This is a genomic window from Bradyrhizobium sp., from assembly GCF_030654605.1.
Classification (GTDB): domain Bacteria; phylum Pseudomonadota; class Alphaproteobacteria; order Rhizobiales; family Xanthobacteraceae; genus Bradyrhizobium.
In genome coordinates this window covers 58,740-73,216 of record NZ_JAURXB010000188.1, presented here as the reverse complement: position 1 = coordinate 73,216, position 14,477 = coordinate 58,740, and the positions used below count along the sequence as shown (strand labels likewise).

Below are 14,477 nucleotides of genomic sequence, written 5' to 3'. Positions count from 1 at the left end.
CTTCGCTCGTCTCGACCCCCGCAAGCGGGAGAGGTAAGAGTCTAAATCCCGTCGGGCACACTCTGGTCCCGCCCGATGAACGCACCCTGCTGCTGCAACGCTTGTTGCAACTTTTTCACCGCGATGTCGCGCGGAATCGTGTTGCCGCCGAGCGCCAGTGAAGCCGCCGTTCCCGCCGCCTCCCCCATCGCAAAGCAGGCGCCGGAGACCCGCGCCGCCGACTGGCCGTCATGAGTCATCGAGGCGCAGCGCCCGGCCACCAGCAGGTTGTCGATGCCCTCGGGCGTCAGCATCCGGTACGGCAGCTCGTTGAAACCGCGTGATTCCGGGATCGGCGGGAACTTGAAGACGACGTCGCCGGCGACATGGGATTCCATCGGCCAGCCGTTGACGCCGATACTGTCGTCGAACGCGGCGCAGCCGAGCACGTCGTCGCCCGACAGCATGTAGCCGCCGACCACGCGGCGGGTTTCGCGGATGCCGAGCTGCGGCGGCAGGTCGACGATGTAGGACTTTTCGAACCCCGGCACGGTACGCAGGAAATTGAAGGCGGCGACCGCCTGGCGGCGGCCGTCGATTTCGCCGCGGGTGAGGTCGTCGGGCTCCAGGCCGTTGATCGCGGTGCCGTCCTCGCGCGACAGCTGGGTGAAATTGACCCGCCATTCCACTGCCGAGCGCTGCGGCCGCACGATCGCGGCCTTGCGCGGAAAATGATGGGTGCCGGCGGCTTCGGCCGCCTCCATCAGCGCCGGAATGGTCCGCCAGGCGTCACCGGCCTTTTCCGGATCGATGCCGTTGAGCCGGAACATCATCGAGGGATACAGCATGCTGCCGGCGTTATCGCCGACCTCGAACCGCGCCCCGGCCCACGCCGCGAGATCGCCGTCGCCGGAGCAGTCGATGAAGATTTCCGACCGCACCGCCTGCCGCCCAGCCTTCGTCTCGACCATCAGCGCGTTGATGCGCGCCCCGTCATGCATCACCACGCCGGCCCCGAGCGCATGAAACAGAATGTCGACCTTGTGGGCGGCCAGCAGATCGTCAGCCGCGATCTTGTAGGCCGCGGTGTCATAGGCCTGTGCGAAGATTTTCCCGAGGATCAGATGCGGCGCATTGAGCCCGCCGAGATGATCGATGCGCGCGAGCAGATCGGAGGCAACCCCCTGCACCACCCGATGCATCTTGCCGAACACATTGGCATGCAGCCCGCAGAAATTCGTCACGCCGGCGGCCGTGCCCATGCCGCCGAGAAAGCCGTAACGCTCGATCAGCAGCGTGCGCCGGCCAGCGCGCGCGGCGGCCACCGCAGCGGCGATCCCTGCGGGGCCGCCGCCGAGGACGACGACTTCATACTCGCCATAGAGCGGGATCTGGCGGGCGGGTTCGGTGATGGATTTGAGCGGCAATTCCGAGGTTCCCCAAATGAGTGGCTGGCGATCATGCCCCGGGTGCTGAAATTTTGCCATCGCGTCAAGCTCGCCTGATGGGTTGCGCTATGACAACCGTCCGTGGAAACTGGCTTCACGTCGCCGCCCACCTGACAAGGACACCCTCCCCCATGCGTATCTGTATCTTCGGCGCGGGCGCCGTCGGCAGCCATTTTGCGGTGCGGCTGGCGCTGTCAGGACACGAGGTGTCCTGCGTGATGCGCGGGCCGCATCTGGAAGCGGTCAGGGCCAGGGACCTGACGTTACGGGTCGACGGCGCCGGATTCACCGCGCACGTCAAGGCGTCGGACGATCCTACGGAACTGGGGCCGCAGGACGTCGTGATCTCGACGCTGAAGGCAAATTCGCTCGGCAGCCTGGTCACGGGGCTGCCGCCGCTGCTGCGCGACCACACCGCCGTGGTGTTTGCCCAGAACGGCATTCCCTGGTGGTACGATATCGGGCTGGTCGCCGATGTGCCGCCGCCGGACCTCGGCTTTCTCGATCCCGGCGGCCGGCTGCGATCGATGGTTGCCCCGGAGCGAATCATCGGCGGCGTGGTGTTTTCATCGAACGAGGTCATCGCGCCCGGCATCGTCGCCAACCTGTCTCCCGAACGCAACATGCTGCTGGTCGGCGAATGCGACGATCGCGGCAGTGCGCGGATCGAGGCCCTGCGCGCCGCACTCAACGAGGCTTCGATCCAGTCGTCGCCGGTGGAAAAGATCAGGGAGACGATCTGGACCAAGCTCTTGACCAACATGTCGATGTCGGTGCTGTGCCTGTTGACCGGGCAAACCGCGCGGGGCGTGCGCGACGAGCCGGACCTGCAGGACATCATCCCGCGCCTGCTCGACGAGGCCAACGCCGTCGCGCAAAGCTGCTTTCCCGGCGTCAGGCGCGTCACCCGCTCCGGCCCCGCGCCCGACCACAAGCCGTCGATCCTGCAGGACTACGAACTCGGCCGCGCCATGGAAATCGATGCGCTGGTGCGCGCGCCTGCAGCGTTCGCCCGTGCCGCCGGACTGTCGACGCCGATGCTCGACTTCATGGCGGCGCTGGCGATCCGGAAAGCGCGGAGCAAGGGACTGTACGCGGGGTGAGTGCTCCAGAAGGTCGACAGCATTTCACTCTTCGTCATGGCCGGGCTTGACCCGGCCATCCACGTCTTTCTTATGCTACGCAATGAAGGCGTGGATGCCCGGGAAAAGCCCGGGCATGACGAGCTAGAGTCATCGAAACACGGAGCCGGGACATGCTCGTCAAAGACAAGGTCTGCATCGTTACCGGCGCCGCCAGCGGTATTGGCGAGGCGACCGCCCGCGCCTTCGCGGCGGCGGGCGCACGCGGCGTCGTAGTCGCCGATCTCAGGACTTCGCGCGACCGGCTGGCAAAGGTCGCCGGCGAGATCGACGGCCTCGCCGTCAACTGCGATGTCGGACAGGAAGAAGATATCAAGGCGTTGATCGCGGCGGCCGAGGACAAGTATGGCCCGGTCGACGTGTTCTTCTCCAATGCCGGCCTCTCGCGCAAGGGACAGGAGTCAGCCTCCGACGCCGACTGGGACGTCAGCTGGCGGGTGCATGTCATGAGCCACGTGTTTGCAGCGCGCGCGCTGGTGCCGGGCATGCTGGCGCGCGGCTCCGGCTACCTGCTCAACACCGCTTCCGCCGCGGGCCTGCTGGCGTCGCTGAACTCGATGCCCTATGGCGTGACCAAACACGCCGCGGTGGCGCTGGCCGAGCATCTCGCCATTCAGTATGGCGACCGCGGCATCCGGGTGTCCGTGCTGTGTCCGCAGTCGGTGCAGACCGGAATGACGACGCCGGGCCCCAGTGCCGCGCGGGTCGACGGCGTGCTGCAGGCGCCGGAAGTGGCGCGCATGGTGCTCGAGGCAATGGAGGCCGAGCGCTTCCTGATTCTGTCGCACCCGCAGGTGCATGACTACATGCAGCGCAAGGCGTCCAACGCCGAGCGCTGGCTGACCGGAATGCGACGGCTGCGCGACCGGATTTATGGCGGGCAGGGTTGAACCGTCATTCCGGGGCGATGGTGCGAATGTGCGTTTGGCAAGACGCCCGCCACAACAAGACTGTCGTCGCCCGGCTTGACCGGGCGACCCAGTACGCCGCGGCTTCTCGGCTAATCGCTGACGTCTCTGGAATACGGGGTCGCCCGGTCATAGGCGAGTGGAAGCGACGCCGTCCTTCGGACGGCTATGCCGGGCGATGACGACGGTGTTTGTTTCATTCATCGGGGTCGACTCTAAGGCCGAGACCAAACCCGCAAATGACGGGATATATGCCGGCTACTTCGGCGCAAACGGCCCGGGCAGCCCTGAATAATCCTTCGCCGCAGGAAAAGCGTAAGCTCCATGCCGCGAGGTCGTGAGCTTCAGTGCGACCAGGGCTTCGGCCTGCTTGACCGCCGCCGCGACGCCGTCGATCACGGGAACGCTGAATTTCCTCAAATGCGTGGCCGCGAGATCGGCCATGCCCGCGCAACCCAGCACGATCGCTTCGGCGCCCTTGTCCAGCGCCAGCGCGATCTCGGCGTCGAGTTTGGCCGCGGCGCCCGAGCCGGGCTTTTCGAGATCGAGTACCGCGACATTGCACGCGCTCACGCGCACCCGCTCGGCGAAGCCGTAGCGGCGTACCAGTTCTTCCAGCGGCACGATCGAACGCGGCAGCGTGGTGACCACCGCGATGCGCTTTGCGATTTGTCCTGCGGTGACCAGCGCCGCCTCGCAAATCCCGACCACCGGGAAGCGCACGGCCGATCGCGCGGCGTCCAGCCCGGTATCGTCGAAGCAGGCGATGATGCCGGCATCGGCGTCGGAGGCGTTCATCAGCGCCTGAATCAGGCCGGGAACGGCAAAGGCCTCGTCATAAAAGCCATCGATCGAGGCTGGCCCCATCGCCGACGTCACGGCCACGATCTCGGTGCCGGGGGCGGCGACCTCGCGCGCCACGGCGCCGATGGTTTCGGTCATCGACGCGGTCGTATTCGGATTGACGATCAGGACTTTTACCATATGCCATGGTAGCCGGGATGGAGCGAAGCGCAATCCGGGGTAAAGTCGAATCGGCGAGGACGGACGACCTTGAAGCTCAATTTATACATCATGCTTGGCCTGATCCTCGGCGCGGCTCCTGCTGTCGCGGCGGTGGAGCAATGCCGGTTCATCCAGGCCAAGCCCGAACGCGAGGCCTGCTATCAACGGCAGGAAAAACAACTCGCCGCCAAACGCAAGCCCGAGCCCGTCGCCGACACCTCGACGATGGATTCGCTGCAGGAGATGCGGCGGGAAGACGAGGCGCTTTACCGGAGCATGCGCGGCATTTGCCGGGGATGCTGAGCGGCGGGCCCTATTTCCCGAGCCCCGCCCAATTGCCCGCGCGTTTCTCCGCGAACGAGGTCAGGCCCTCCGAGGCCTCCGCGGTGCGGCGCCGCGCCGAATGCATCCGGACCAGCCGCGCATAGGCCTCGTCGTCGACGCCCATGCCGCCGAACGAGCTTTCCAGCGCCAGCGCCTTGGTCTCGGCCATGGCCTCGGGACCGTTGCCCAGCAACTGCTCCACCACCCTGGCGCCCGCCGCTTCCAGGTCGGCCAACGGCACCACTTCATGCACGAGACCGATGCGGCGCGCGTCCGCGGCGCCGAAGCGCTCGCCGGTCAGCGCGTAGCGGCGGACCTGGCGGACGCCGATGGCATCGCACAGTTGCGGGATGATGATGGCGGCGGTCAGCCCCCAGCGCACTTCGGTGATCGAGAACAGCGCATTGTCGGCCGCGATCACCACGTCGCAGGCGGAGATCACCCCGGTCCCGCCACCAAAACAGCCGCCCTGCACCAGCGCCACGGTCGGGATCGGCAACAGGTTCAGCCGCTGCACCGCCTCGAACGTGGCCTGCGACACCGCCTCGTTCTCTTCGGCCGATTTCGGCCGTACGCCATTGATCCATTTCAGGTCGGCGCCGGCCTGAAAGTGCTTGCCGTTGCCTCTCAGCACCACGACGCGCAGCTGGGGCTTTTTGCCCAGTTCATCCATCGCCGCCAGCACGCCGTTGATCAGGCCGGCATCATAGGCGTTGTTGACCTCCGGGCGGTTCAACGTGACCGTGGCGACGCCGCGTTCGTCGAGATCCCACAGGACCGGGTTGGCAGGCATGGACGCTTTCCTTCGTTGGATGGTTGCGATTGTTGTGGTGGCAATACGCCGGGATTGCCGGCAGCGCCAGATCATTTCGCCTTGCTGCCGGCGATGCGGCTGAGCGAGCCCGCGATGAATTCGTGCACGCCGACATCCGCAAAGCCCGCCGCCCTGAAGTAGCCGATCACGTCGGCCTCCGAATGGGCAAGCCCCAGCGAATCCCCGATCGCCTGGCCAAGGCCCCAATAGGCCGGCCCCCACGGCCCGGTGCGCTCGTCATTGGTGGTCTCGCCGATCAGATGCATCTCGCCGCCCGGCAGCAGCGCGTCGTATGCCTTGCGAATGACATCGGCGATCATCTCGCGGCTGTACATCGGCAGGTTGGAGGCCATGATGGCGACGTCGCAATCGGTCGGGAATGGATCGCGCGTGAAGTCGCAGGCCTGTGCCTCGACGCGATCGGCGACGCCGTTCTCGGCGATGAACCCGCGCGTCACCTCGCACACCACGGGCAGATCCAGCACCACGGCGCGGATGCCGGCGTGTTCCTTTGCCGCCGCGATGCAATAGGCGCCGGAGCCGCCGCCGATATCCATGATGCGCCGGCGGCCCGCGAGGTCGACCTGGCGCACGAAGCGGCGGCCCGCGCCGATGCCGATCGAGTAGGTCGCATTGTGGTAGCGCCGCGCATCGGCGACCGTGAACGTCTCGATCGCGCCCATCACCTTCAGTTCCCTGGTGCGGATATGCTCGGAGAGCCGCCCCCACTCGTTCCATTGCGGCTTGGTGAAAGTGATCCACGGTCCCATGTAGCCCGGACTGCCCTCGACCAGGAAGCGCTCGACGTCAGGGGCATTGCGATGGCGGTCCTGCGCCTTCTCCAGCAAGCCCGCGGCACACAGCATCACCATCAACCGCTCGGCGTTGGTCGGATGGATGTCGAGGGCCGAGGCCACTTCCTCATAGGTCCCGGCGCCCTTGCTGATTGCCGTGAAGATTCCGACCTCGACCGCCGCCATCAGCGCCGCCGATTGCCCGTAGGACTGCGCGATGTTCTGCAGCCGGACGGTAGTGACCGGTGCCCCCTCCGTCCGAGGCGTCTGATTTTGCCGGGTCATGATGCGCGGGCGGTCGCTTTACTCGGCGGCGTCGAGGATGGTCTTGCCGAGCGTGTTGTCGACAACGACCGGCGTCTCGAAATAGCTGATCTCGGGCGCAGCGCCGTAGCGGTCGGCGATCATCTGGCGCCATTCCGCATTGTAGACGCGCTCGGCGGCCTCGCGGCTTTCCCACAGGTAGCAGCCGCCGCCGGTCCGGCTTTCGGCGTCGAACAAATAGTATTTTCTGATCAGGCCGGGCAGGCCCTGGTACTTGGGCGCCGAGCCGCTGAACAGTTCGGCCGCCTTCGCGGCATCGATGGTTGCGGGCAGCTTGAACCGGACGAGGGCGGTAATCATCGGCGAATCCTCCATGGCACTTGCTGGAATTTTCTTCCGCAGTTTCGGGCAGGATGCGGCATTTCGGCGATTGCGGCAAGGATGTCGCGTCAGCGCGCCCGATGTCCGCTCATCTCTCCACCGGGCCCTTGCGCGCCCGCCATCCCCCCATGCCGGCCGGATAATGCTGCGCGTCCTGCCTGCCGGCAGCGATCATTCGCTTCATGGCGGCTGCGGATCGCCCCCCGGCTTGACAGATCAGCACGACGCGCTCGCCGCGCGGCACGCGTGCCGGATCGAACTGCGAGAGCGGATGATTGACCGCGCCGGGAATGTGCCCGCCGGCATATTCGTGCGCCTCACGCACGTCCACGACAGTACACGCGCCGCTTCGGTGCGCCTGCAGGAGTTCCTCGTGCGCAATGGCCGGGGCGCTGGAGGTAGCCATGAACTTGCTCAGAAACCGGGACAACATCGAACCAGCCTTTCCGTTGTCACGAGACCCGACCCGCTTTTGGCGGCGCCGAACTCGCGTCTGCCAGCGATATATTCGCATCTTCTAATATATGCAATAACGGAGGCCGAGCAATGGAGCCGCTTTGGAACTCGGATTCAGGAACCGCGGCTTCGTACGGCGCCCCATTTTTTGAGCCGCCAAGGATCGACGCCTGGGTCACAGTGACTGCTTTCGCCGTGCCCGCGGGCTCGTGCGGTTCAGAGCGCGGCGAAGACCTTCGCGCCCAATTGGCCGATCTCTTCGTCCTGCGCGGGCGTTCCGCCGCTCTCGCCGAGGGCGCCCAGCATGGTTCCGTCGCTGGACCTCAGAACGATACCGCCCCATACCGGCGTGTAGAGAGGATCGCAGAACCAAGCGATCTCGCGCCTGTCGTCGCCCAGCGACATGTCGAAAAGCCGTTCCTTGATGGCCTTGGTGTCTCTTTGCCACTTGGTCGCCGTGTAGGCCTTGTTGTAGCTCATGCGCGCGTTGAGGGCCGAAGCGCCGTCCATCCTCGAAAGATGAATGAGGTCGCCGCCGGCATCGACCACCGCGGCGGAGAATTTCAATCCTTTTTCCGCCGCTGCCTTCAGCATGGCATCGACGATCTCGCGGGCTTCTCTCAGCCCGAGTTTATCCGCCATTCTCGAATCTCCCTGCGGCGATCTTGATGTGCATCAAGGCTCTTTGCAATCAGGGGCCTATTTTTTATATCTGATTTGCCAGATTCCGATGCACCGGACCGTTGTCCGTCCGAAGCGATCTGGAGGAGCCTGATGACCGCGCAGCTCTCGATGACAGCACGCTTCTCCGGCTGGAATGGCAATTGCCCGCTTCCAAAGCAGATCGCGGCCGTCGTTCTCGCGGGCGCGGCCCTGCTCATGCTTGGCATACAACATTCTCTTGCGCAGGCGCCGAAAATGGATCGCCAGACCAATGGCCTCATCATGCTCATCGAATTCGAGAAAATCGAGGGCATCCGCCAGTGGGAGCGCCAGCTCGACAGCCGCGGCCTGACTGCGCTGGTGCAGGCGCAGCATAATGTCATTGCCGAATTCCCTGGGGATTTCGGCCGTCTCGCGCTCAAGGGCTACCCGATCGCGGGCCTCTTTGCCGACAAGGCATTCTGGGATGTACCGTATGAGGAGCAGCTCGCGCGCATGCGCGAGGTCAAGGATGCCATCGAAAAGGTCACGGTCGTCAAATCCATGCGGGTGTTCGGCAGCCGGTATTTCGCCTACGACGAAAACACCTTGCGTGCCGCAGACGCCCTCGGAGTGGAATACGTTCTGGCGCGGGGTACTGCCGGCGAGCGGGCGACGGTCTACGCCCCACGGGAATACAAGGTGAAGGTCATCTCCGTGTCCAACGTGCCGTTCGGAGAGATGGGCACCGGCTCGCTGTGCGACTACAGCCTGTGGGCGCGCGGCTCGACCGACGAGGACTTTGCAAATGTCGTCGACAAGGTGCTGGCGCGTCGGCCCTCCGACATGATCCTGGTCTCGCATGCCTATCTCGGCGGCACGAAAGCAAAATGGTGGCGCACCTATGAGAAGGCGCTGGCAAGCAATGACGTGCAATGGCGCCGGTTCGACGATTGGGTGAAGGCCGTCGGGGTTGTCGCCCTGCCCTTCGACAAGATTCCGTCGAACCGTGAGGTCAAGTACGAGGCTCCGAAGCCAGCCGTGCCGCTCGATCGTCTGGAAGATTTGCCCGGCCTGAAATCGGAAGGCCCGATGAAATCCGGCGAACCGCTCTGCCAGTAGTGCGGCGGCGGGCCGGGCCGTTTGGGAACTCGGTATCGGCACGCAGCGTTCGCGAATTCAGGATGCCGCTTTTGCTGCCTCGATCGCGCCGACCCAGCCCGCGAAAGCATCGAGGATTTCGTTCAGGACTTCGTGATCGTTGCGGCCCGAACGTGCCGGCACATGGAAGGAATGATCGGCATCCCTCACCGCATGCAGCGTCGCCTTTCGCCCGAGGCGTTCGACCACGGGTTCGAGCAGCGCAAGCTCCGCGAGCTTGTCGTTGGTGCCCTGCAGGAACAGCATCGGAATTTTGATCTCGGCGAGATGCCTGGCGCGATCGTCGGACGGCTTGCCGGCCGGATGCAGCGGAAAGCCGAGAAACGCCAGCCCGTCGACGCCGGCCAAGGGCGAAAGCGCCTGCGCCTGCGAGGTCATGCGGCCGCCAAAGGACCGGCCGCCGGCGATCAGGCGCAGCGAGGGACAGCATCGCCCGGCCTCAGCCACCGCCGCGCGCACGGCTGAATGCGCAATCGCCGGCGGATCAGGCCGCTTGCTGCCCTTCTCCATGTAGGGAAACTGGTAACGCAGCGTCGCCACGCCGCGTTCGGCGAGGCCCTGGGCGGCAGCCTCCATGACGGCGTGCGTCATTCCGGCCCCTGCCCCATGTGCGAAGACAAAGCACGCCCGCGCATCGGCGGGGCGGATCAGCAGCGCGGAGACCGGGCCCGCATTGCCGACCGCGATTTCAAGCTGCTGTGGACTGCCGACTTTCATTGATCCTACCGAATTCGGCCGCGGGCCGGCCGGAATGGTATTACGCCGCACTGGTCTTGTCTGTCGGCACCTCACGCCTGCCGTCGAATACTTTCGATATGGACCCGGGAGAGGTGTTAGCCGCACCTACGAAAAGGCCCGTTGCCGTTGCGGCAGCGGGCCTCTCGGTCGCGAGTTACCAGCGTCCGCCGCCGAAGCTGAAGCTTATGCCCGGACCACCGTAACCGTATCCCCGATTATAGCCATAATACGACCGCGGCGCGTAGTCACCGTAGCTGTTGCCATAGTACGGGCGGTAGTGGCGACAACCGTAGTGGCGATGACCGTGGTGACGATGGCCATGGTGACGATGGCCATGGTGACGACCGCGATGACGCAAACTGATGTCGGTGGACTGCTGCGTTACGTCGGCGGTGGCTTTCGCCTTCACCGCGTTGTCCGCCGCGTTGGCGGCGGAACCGCCGATCAGTGCGGCGGCACCGACGGCAAATACGAGAGCGAGCTTTCTCATGGAACACTCCAATTAACATGTGGAGTGGTAATCGCCGCAGACGTTCGACGTTCCAGACAGCGACAGTAAATCGGCGACAGCTTCTTGAACGGCTGTTCACGTCGACCAGCGAACGGCTTCTTCACCGCGAGAAACTTCTGGCGATTTCGCGCGATAGTAACCTTGTGTAAACGCATCGGTAACTTCGCGTGAACGCATCGCTGCTTCACTTTGAGAGCTGCAGCAATCTCGTGCTGTGAAAGCCGGATGCGTCCAACTGCCAACGCGCCCGTACCAGCCGATTCGATCGTGGCGCGATTGCTGCAATCAATCGTGGCGCGATTGCTGCATAGACGGAGTGACCGGGCTCTCTCGTCGGAAAGGTGCATGATGCTCGTTACCCTTGTCGCCGTTCTCTGCAACAGCCAGCCGTGCATTGAGAAAATCGTCACGACCAGCGATCAGTCGGGCATCACCATGACGGCCTGCCAGGTCAACGGACAGATCGGCATTGCCGAGTGGCTGACCAAAGGTCCCTACCGGGAGTGGCGGCTGCAAGGTTACAAATGCGTCGCGGGCACATACACGCCCAAACGCGAAGCGTGAAATGCAAACCAATTCCTCCGAACCAATCCCTCATGGACTGGAAAAAAATGGGCGAAGTAATACAATTCCGGAAGCCCGATCCCGCGGTCGATAAGGCCAGGCTTATTCAGCAGTCACGCGCCCTCTATGAAAGCGTGTTTCCGACTGAGAAAAGCCCCGGTATCGTGCAACCTGACGCGCCCGTCCGCAGTTGAGGATTCGAAGTCCCGGTGTCCCATGGTGCGTGTGCGCCGGGGAGGGAGCTTTGTTCGCTGACGGTGACGGACGCCGTGTCCGATGCGATCGGTCCTGACCGGCGCTGCAAGCTGCCCTGCCCTAATTATCGAATCCGAACAACTTCGCCGGATTGGTCACCAGGATCTTCTGCAGCTCCGCCTCGTCAGGCGCGTAGCGGTAGAGCAGCTCGAGCAGATCTGCATCGTTGGGCGGCTGCACCACCGAGACCGGATGCGGCCAATCGCTTGCCCACACGCAACGATCCGGCGCGGCATCGATATAGGTGCGCGCGATCGGAATTACGTCGTCCCACGGTGGCCCGGCCTTCGAGGTCTTCTCGCCGAGCGAGAGCATCACCCAGAAGTTTCCCCTGGACAAGAGCTGCAGCATCTTCTGCAGGTTCGGATCATCCTTGCCGCGCGCCGGGTCCGGCCGCGCCATGTGATCGATCAGCACCGGAACATCGAGCGACTCATATTTGGCGACACTGGAGACAATGCCGTCCTTTTCCGGCTGAATTTTCGCATACCAGCCGAGTTCACGAATCCGCGCGATGGCGCGGGCAAAGTCCGCGTCCGACAGCACCGCGCCCAGCTCTTTCCGAAAGCTGAAGCGCGCGCCGCGCACGCCGGCATCATGCAGCTTGCCGAGATAGGCATCGTCGGCTTCCGCGAACACCAGCGCGTTGGCGCAGCCGCGGTAGTTCGGGCCCATGGCGGCGAGCGCGTCGAGCACCACCGCATGGTCCGCGCCATAGGTCGTGGTCTGCACGATGATGCCGCGCTCGATGCCGAGTGCCTTGTGGACCCGCAGCGCCGCTTCCCAGGTCGCCGTCGGCATTTCGTAGGCCGCGCCCGGTCGCACCGGATATTTATCGACCGGCCCCATCACGTGAAACTGGCTGTCGATGCTTTTCGGCGGCGGCAGCCGTGACGGACGGCGCGGGTTCGGATCGAAGGCAAGGTAAGTCGGCATTCGCAGGTCCTCTTGATGACGCCGGGTCAGTCGATCGTTTCGCTCAATCGATCACGGCCGTAAAATCGCATTGCACCAGCGCACCGCCATCCATCTGCATCTGCAGCGCATGGCGGGCGGGGCGCGAGTGTTCGTCGGGAAACATCTTCAGCCACTCGGTGTTGACGGGCGCGCGCTGGCTGCGGTCCTGCAGCCACACCGTCATCTTGATGATGTCGTCGGTGCTGCCGCCGCTGGCCTCCACGATGATCTTCATATGGCCGAACATGTTGGCGCACTGGTCCTCGATGCGCTCCGGCATGACGCCGGTCGCCGGGTCGCGGCCGAGAATGACCCCGGACATCAGCAAATTACCGATACGGCAGGCGTTCGGAATCGGATTGGCGTGCTTGAATTCACCAATGTGAATGCTCTTGCGTCGCGTCATCGCTGCTTCCTCATATCCCTGGTTTCAGGCGAACTGGCAGGACACCGAGCCGAACGGGCCGTAATCGGCGTGGAACGTGTCGCCCCTGATGATGTCGACCGGACGGGTGAACGATCCCGCCAGCACCACCTCGCCGGCCTCGAGCTGCTCGCCGTGCGGCGCCAGGCGATTGGCCAGCCATGCGACGCCGCGGGCGGGATGGTTGAGCACGCCGGCGGCGATGCCGGTTTCCTCGATCTGGCCGTTGCGAAACAGCAGCGCGCCGATCCAGCGCAAATCCACATCCAGCGGCCGGAACGGCCGCCCGCCCAGTACCAGCGCCGCATTCGCCGCGTTGTCGGATATCGTGTCCATCACCTTGCGCGGCGCTTTGGTCTCCGGATCGATACGATGCATCCGTGTTTCCAGGATTTCCAGCGCCGGCGTGACGTAGTCGGTGGCGTTGAGCACGTCGAAGATGGTGCAGTCCGGCCCCTGCAGCGCGGTCTTCAGGATGAACGCCAGTTCGACCTCGATGCGCGGCGCATGGAATTGATCGAACGGAATCGGGCTCGCGTCGGGATAGAACATGTCCTCGAACAGCACGCCGTAGTCCGGCTCGGAAATGCCGACCGCACTTTGCATCGCCTTCGACGTCAGCCCGATCTTGTGGCCCTTGACGACGCGCCCGCGCGCCAACTGCTGTTTTGTCCAGGCGCGCTGGATCGCGTAGGCGTCCTCGATGGTCAGATCAGGGTGCTCCTGCGTGAACGCGCGGATCAGGGACTTGCTGCGCTCGGCTTCGTCGAGGCGCTGCGCGAGGCGATCGATGGTGAGCTGGTCGAGCATGGGGCCTACTTCTCGGCGACGACGGTGTTGCGCAGGACGCCGATCCCTGTGGATTCGACCTCGACCACGTCGCCGGGCTTCAGCCAGCGCGGCGGATCGAACCGGGCGCCGGCGCCGGTGGGCGTGCCGGTGGCGATCATGTCGCCGGGCCTCAGCGTCGCAAAGGTGGAGAGGTAGGCGATCAGGAAATCGAACGGGAACATCAGCCGCTCGGTGGAGTCCTGCTGCCGCATTTCGCCGTTGACGCGGGTGAGGATGTCGTGCGGACCGCGCGGATCGAGTTCATCTGATGTGACGATCCACGGCCCGATGCTGCCGGAGCGGTCGAAGTTCTTGCCTTGCGTAACATTGAACTTGCCGTGGTGCAGCCAGTCGCGCACGCTGCCCTCGTTGCACAGCGTCATGCCGAAGATATGCTCGAAGGCACGCTCGCGCGGGATATGCCGCCCCTCCTTGCCGATCACGATGACCAGCTCGCCCTCATAGTCGAGCTGCTCGGATATTTTCGGCTTCTCGATTCCCTGGCCGGAGCCGACCAGCGAGGACGGGTTGCGAACGAACAGGCTCGGATATTTGGGCAGGTCCGAATTGTCCTTGTATTCGGCGTTACGGTCCTTGTAGTTCACCCCGATGCACCAGATCTTTTCCGGCGCGGGAATCGGCGGCATCAGGACGACGTCGTTGAGCGCGCAATCGGGCGTTTGACCGGCGCAAGCGTTGCGCGCGGCGTCGAGCCCGTCGCCCGCGACCAGGCTCCGCAGATCGGGAAATTGCGCTCCGATCCGCCTGGTCAGGTCGACGATGCCGCCATCGACGGCAACGCCGTAGCCAGGTTTGCCGCTCGCGAGATAACTTAGAAGACGCATGGTTCGAACTCCGGATCAGCGCGTGTCGGACGGC

18 protein-coding genes are annotated in these 14,477 nt (G+C 64.5%); 5 read left to right on the top strand and 13 right to left on the bottom strand.

The annotated features are described in order from the left end of the window. Positions 1 to 41: 41 nt before the first annotated feature. On the bottom strand, positions 42 to 1,406 hold the full coding sequence (locus Q7U29_RS17460) for an FAD-dependent oxidoreductase (protein ID WP_304743555.1): 1,365 nt from the start codon (positions 1,404 to 1,406) through the stop codon (positions 42 to 44). Between the two features lie 152 nt (positions 1,407 to 1,558). Between Q7U29_RS17460 and Q7U29_RS17455 the strand changes: the two genes are divergently transcribed. Together Q7U29_RS17455 and Q7U29_RS17450 are read left to right on the top strand one after the other, a co-directional pair. Then, positions 1,559 to 2,530 (top strand): 2-dehydropantoate 2-reductase, encoded by a 972-nt coding sequence (locus Q7U29_RS17455; protein ID WP_304743554.1) that lies wholly within the window; start codon positions 1,559 to 1,561, stop codon positions 2,528 to 2,530. 152 nt (positions 2,531 to 2,682) lie between these two features. Next, on the top strand, positions 2,683 to 3,459 hold the full coding sequence (locus tag Q7U29_RS17450) for an SDR family oxidoreductase (protein ID WP_304743553.1): 777 nt from the start codon (positions 2,683 to 2,685) through the stop codon (positions 3,457 to 3,459). A 276-nt stretch (positions 3,460 to 3,735) separates the two neighbouring features. Here Q7U29_RS17450 and Q7U29_RS17445 read toward each other — a convergent pair whose 3' ends face one another. Further along, positions 3,736 to 4,461, bottom strand: coding sequence for an aspartate/glutamate racemase family protein (locus Q7U29_RS17445; RefSeq protein ID WP_304743551.1), 726 nt, complete (start codon positions 4,459 to 4,461; stop codon positions 3,736 to 3,738). Positions 4,462 to 4,530: 69 nt separating this feature from the next. On the opposite strand from Q7U29_RS17445, the gene Q7U29_RS17440 reads away from it, so the two are divergent. Then, positions 4,531 to 4,785 carry a hypothetical protein gene (locus Q7U29_RS17440; protein WP_304743550.1) on the top strand — a complete coding sequence of 85 codons (255 nt, stop codon included), beginning with the start codon at positions 4,531 to 4,533 and terminating at the stop codon, positions 4,783 to 4,785. Positions 4,786 to 4,795: 10 nt separating this feature from the next. Here Q7U29_RS17440 and Q7U29_RS17435 read toward each other — a convergent pair whose 3' ends face one another. From Q7U29_RS17435 to Q7U29_RS17415, 5 genes are all read right to left on the bottom strand, one after another. Continuing rightward, positions 4,796 to 5,599, bottom strand: a complete 804-nt coding sequence (locus Q7U29_RS17435; protein WP_304743548.1) for an enoyl-CoA hydratase-related protein — start codon at positions 5,597 to 5,599, stop codon at positions 4,796 to 4,798. Between the two features lie 71 nt (positions 5,600 to 5,670). Then, positions 5,671 to 6,699, bottom strand: a complete 1,029-nt coding sequence (locus Q7U29_RS17430) for a methyltransferase (RefSeq protein ID WP_304743546.1) — start codon at positions 6,697 to 6,699, stop codon at positions 5,671 to 5,673. An 18-nt stretch (positions 6,700 to 6,717) separates the two neighbouring features. Beyond that, on the bottom strand, positions 6,718 to 7,038 hold the full coding sequence (locus Q7U29_RS17425) for a YdhR family protein (RefSeq protein ID WP_304743544.1): 321 nt from the start codon (positions 7,036 to 7,038) through the stop codon (positions 6,718 to 6,720). 109 nt (positions 7,039 to 7,147) lie between these two features. Then, positions 7,148 to 7,465 (bottom strand): rhodanese-like domain-containing protein, encoded by a 318-nt coding sequence (locus Q7U29_RS17420; protein ID WP_304743543.1) that lies wholly within the window; start codon positions 7,463 to 7,465, stop codon positions 7,148 to 7,150. 266 nt (positions 7,466 to 7,731) lie between these two features. Then, positions 7,732 to 8,157: a heme-binding protein gene (locus Q7U29_RS17415; RefSeq protein ID WP_304743541.1), complete on the bottom strand. Its 426-nt coding sequence runs from the start codon at positions 8,155 to 8,157 to the stop codon at positions 7,732 to 7,734. Positions 8,158 to 8,289: 132 nt separating this feature from the next. On the opposite strand from Q7U29_RS17415, the gene Q7U29_RS17410 reads away from it, so the two are divergent. Next, positions 8,290 to 9,279, top strand: coding sequence for a hypothetical protein (locus tag Q7U29_RS17410; RefSeq protein ID WP_304743539.1), 990 nt, complete (start codon positions 8,290 to 8,292; stop codon positions 9,277 to 9,279). A gap of 57 nt (positions 9,280 to 9,336) precedes the next feature. On the opposite strand, the gene Q7U29_RS17405 is transcribed toward Q7U29_RS17410, so the two are convergent. After that, a complete protein-coding gene (locus Q7U29_RS17405; protein ID WP_304743537.1) occupies positions 9,337 to 10,035 on the bottom strand; it encodes an alpha/beta family hydrolase in 699 nt (232 codons plus the stop codon). A gap of 175 nt (positions 10,036 to 10,210) precedes the next feature. After that, positions 10,211 to 10,546: a hypothetical protein gene (locus Q7U29_RS17400; RefSeq protein WP_304743536.1), complete on the bottom strand. Its 336-nt coding sequence runs from the start codon at positions 10,544 to 10,546 to the stop codon at positions 10,211 to 10,213. 366 nt (positions 10,547 to 10,912) lie between these two features. Here Q7U29_RS17400 and Q7U29_RS17395 point away from each other — a divergent pair, with 366 nt between their 5' ends. After that, on the top strand, positions 10,913 to 11,131 hold the full coding sequence (locus Q7U29_RS17395) for a hypothetical protein (RefSeq protein WP_304743534.1): 219 nt from the start codon (positions 10,913 to 10,915) through the stop codon (positions 11,129 to 11,131). 315 nt (positions 11,132 to 11,446) lie between these two features. Here the strand turns inward: Q7U29_RS17395 and Q7U29_RS17390 are convergent, their stop codons facing one another. Genes Q7U29_RS17390 through Q7U29_RS17375 form a run of 4 tightly spaced genes read right to left on the bottom strand, consistent with a single transcriptional unit; the run spans position 11,447 to position 14,443 of the window. Beyond that, complete coding sequence (locus Q7U29_RS17390; protein ID WP_304743532.1) at positions 11,447 to 12,322, bottom strand: amidohydrolase; 876 nt, start codon at positions 12,320 to 12,322, stop codon at positions 11,447 to 11,449. Positions 12,323 to 12,365: 43 nt separating this feature from the next. Further along, positions 12,366 to 12,749 carry a RidA family protein gene (locus tag Q7U29_RS17385; protein WP_304743531.1) on the bottom strand — a complete coding sequence of 128 codons (384 nt, stop codon included), beginning with the start codon at positions 12,747 to 12,749 and terminating at the stop codon, positions 12,366 to 12,368. A gap of 24 nt (positions 12,750 to 12,773) precedes the next feature. After that, on the bottom strand, positions 12,774 to 13,577 hold the full coding sequence (gene hpaH, locus Q7U29_RS17380) for a 2-oxo-hept-4-ene-1,7-dioate hydratase (protein WP_304743530.1): 804 nt from the start codon (positions 13,575 to 13,577) through the stop codon (positions 12,774 to 12,776). 5 nt (positions 13,578 to 13,582) lie between these two features. Beyond that, positions 13,583 to 14,443: a fumarylacetoacetate hydrolase family protein gene (locus Q7U29_RS17375; protein WP_304743528.1), complete on the bottom strand. Its 861-nt coding sequence runs from the start codon at positions 14,441 to 14,443 to the stop codon at positions 13,583 to 13,585. Positions 14,444 to 14,477 lie beyond the last annotated feature (34 nt).

Coding starts and splice junctions, on each gene's coding strand:
- Q7U29_RS17455 (WP_304743554.1), top strand. CDS start 1,559: ATGCGTATCTGTATCTTCGGCGCGGGCGCCGTCGGCAGCCATTTTGCG.
- Q7U29_RS17415 (WP_304743541.1), bottom strand. CDS start 8,157: ATGGCGGATAAACTCGGGCTGAGAGAAGCCCGCGAGATCGTCGATGCC.
- Q7U29_RS17410 (WP_304743539.1), top strand. CDS start 8,290: ATGACCGCGCAGCTCTCGATGACAGCACGCTTCTCCGGCTGGAATGGC.
- Q7U29_RS17450 (WP_304743553.1), top strand. CDS start 2,683: ATGCTCGTCAAAGACAAGGTCTGCATCGTTACCGGCGCCGCCAGCGGT.
- Q7U29_RS17445 (WP_304743551.1), bottom strand. CDS start 4,461: ATGGTAAAAGTCCTGATCGTCAATCCGAATACGACCGCGTCGATGACC.
- Q7U29_RS17400 (WP_304743536.1), bottom strand. CDS start 10,546: ATGAGAAAGCTCGCTCTCGTATTTGCCGTCGGTGCCGCCGCACTGATC.
- Q7U29_RS17435 (WP_304743548.1), bottom strand. CDS start 5,599: ATGCCTGCCAACCCGGTCCTGTGGGATCTCGACGAACGCGGCGTCGCC.
- Q7U29_RS17430 (WP_304743546.1), bottom strand. CDS start 6,699: ATGACCCGGCAAAATCAGACGCCTCGGACGGAGGGGGCACCGGTCACT.
- Q7U29_RS17395 (WP_304743534.1), top strand. CDS start 10,913: ATGATGCTCGTTACCCTTGTCGCCGTTCTCTGCAACAGCCAGCCGTGC.
- Q7U29_RS17385 (WP_304743531.1), bottom strand. CDS start 12,749: ATGACGCGACGCAAGAGCATTCACATTGGTGAATTCAAGCACGCCAAT.
- Q7U29_RS17425 (WP_304743544.1), bottom strand. CDS start 7,038: ATGATTACCGCCCTCGTCCGGTTCAAGCTGCCCGCAACCATCGATGCC.
- Q7U29_RS17420 (WP_304743543.1), bottom strand. CDS start 7,465: ATGGCTACCTCCAGCGCCCCGGCCATTGCGCACGAGGAACTCCTGCAG.
- Q7U29_RS17375 (WP_304743528.1), bottom strand. CDS start 14,443: ATGCGTCTTCTAAGTTATCTCGCGAGCGGCAAACCTGGCTACGGCGTT.
- Q7U29_RS17390 (WP_304743532.1), bottom strand. CDS start 12,322: ATGCCGACTTACCTTGCCTTCGATCCGAACCCGCGCCGTCCGTCACGG.
- hpaH (WP_304743530.1), bottom strand. CDS start 13,577: ATGCTCGACCAGCTCACCATCGATCGCCTCGCGCAGCGCCTCGACGAA.
- Q7U29_RS17405 (WP_304743537.1), bottom strand. CDS start 10,035: ATGAAAGTCGGCAGTCCACAGCAGCTTGAAATCGCGGTCGGCAATGCG.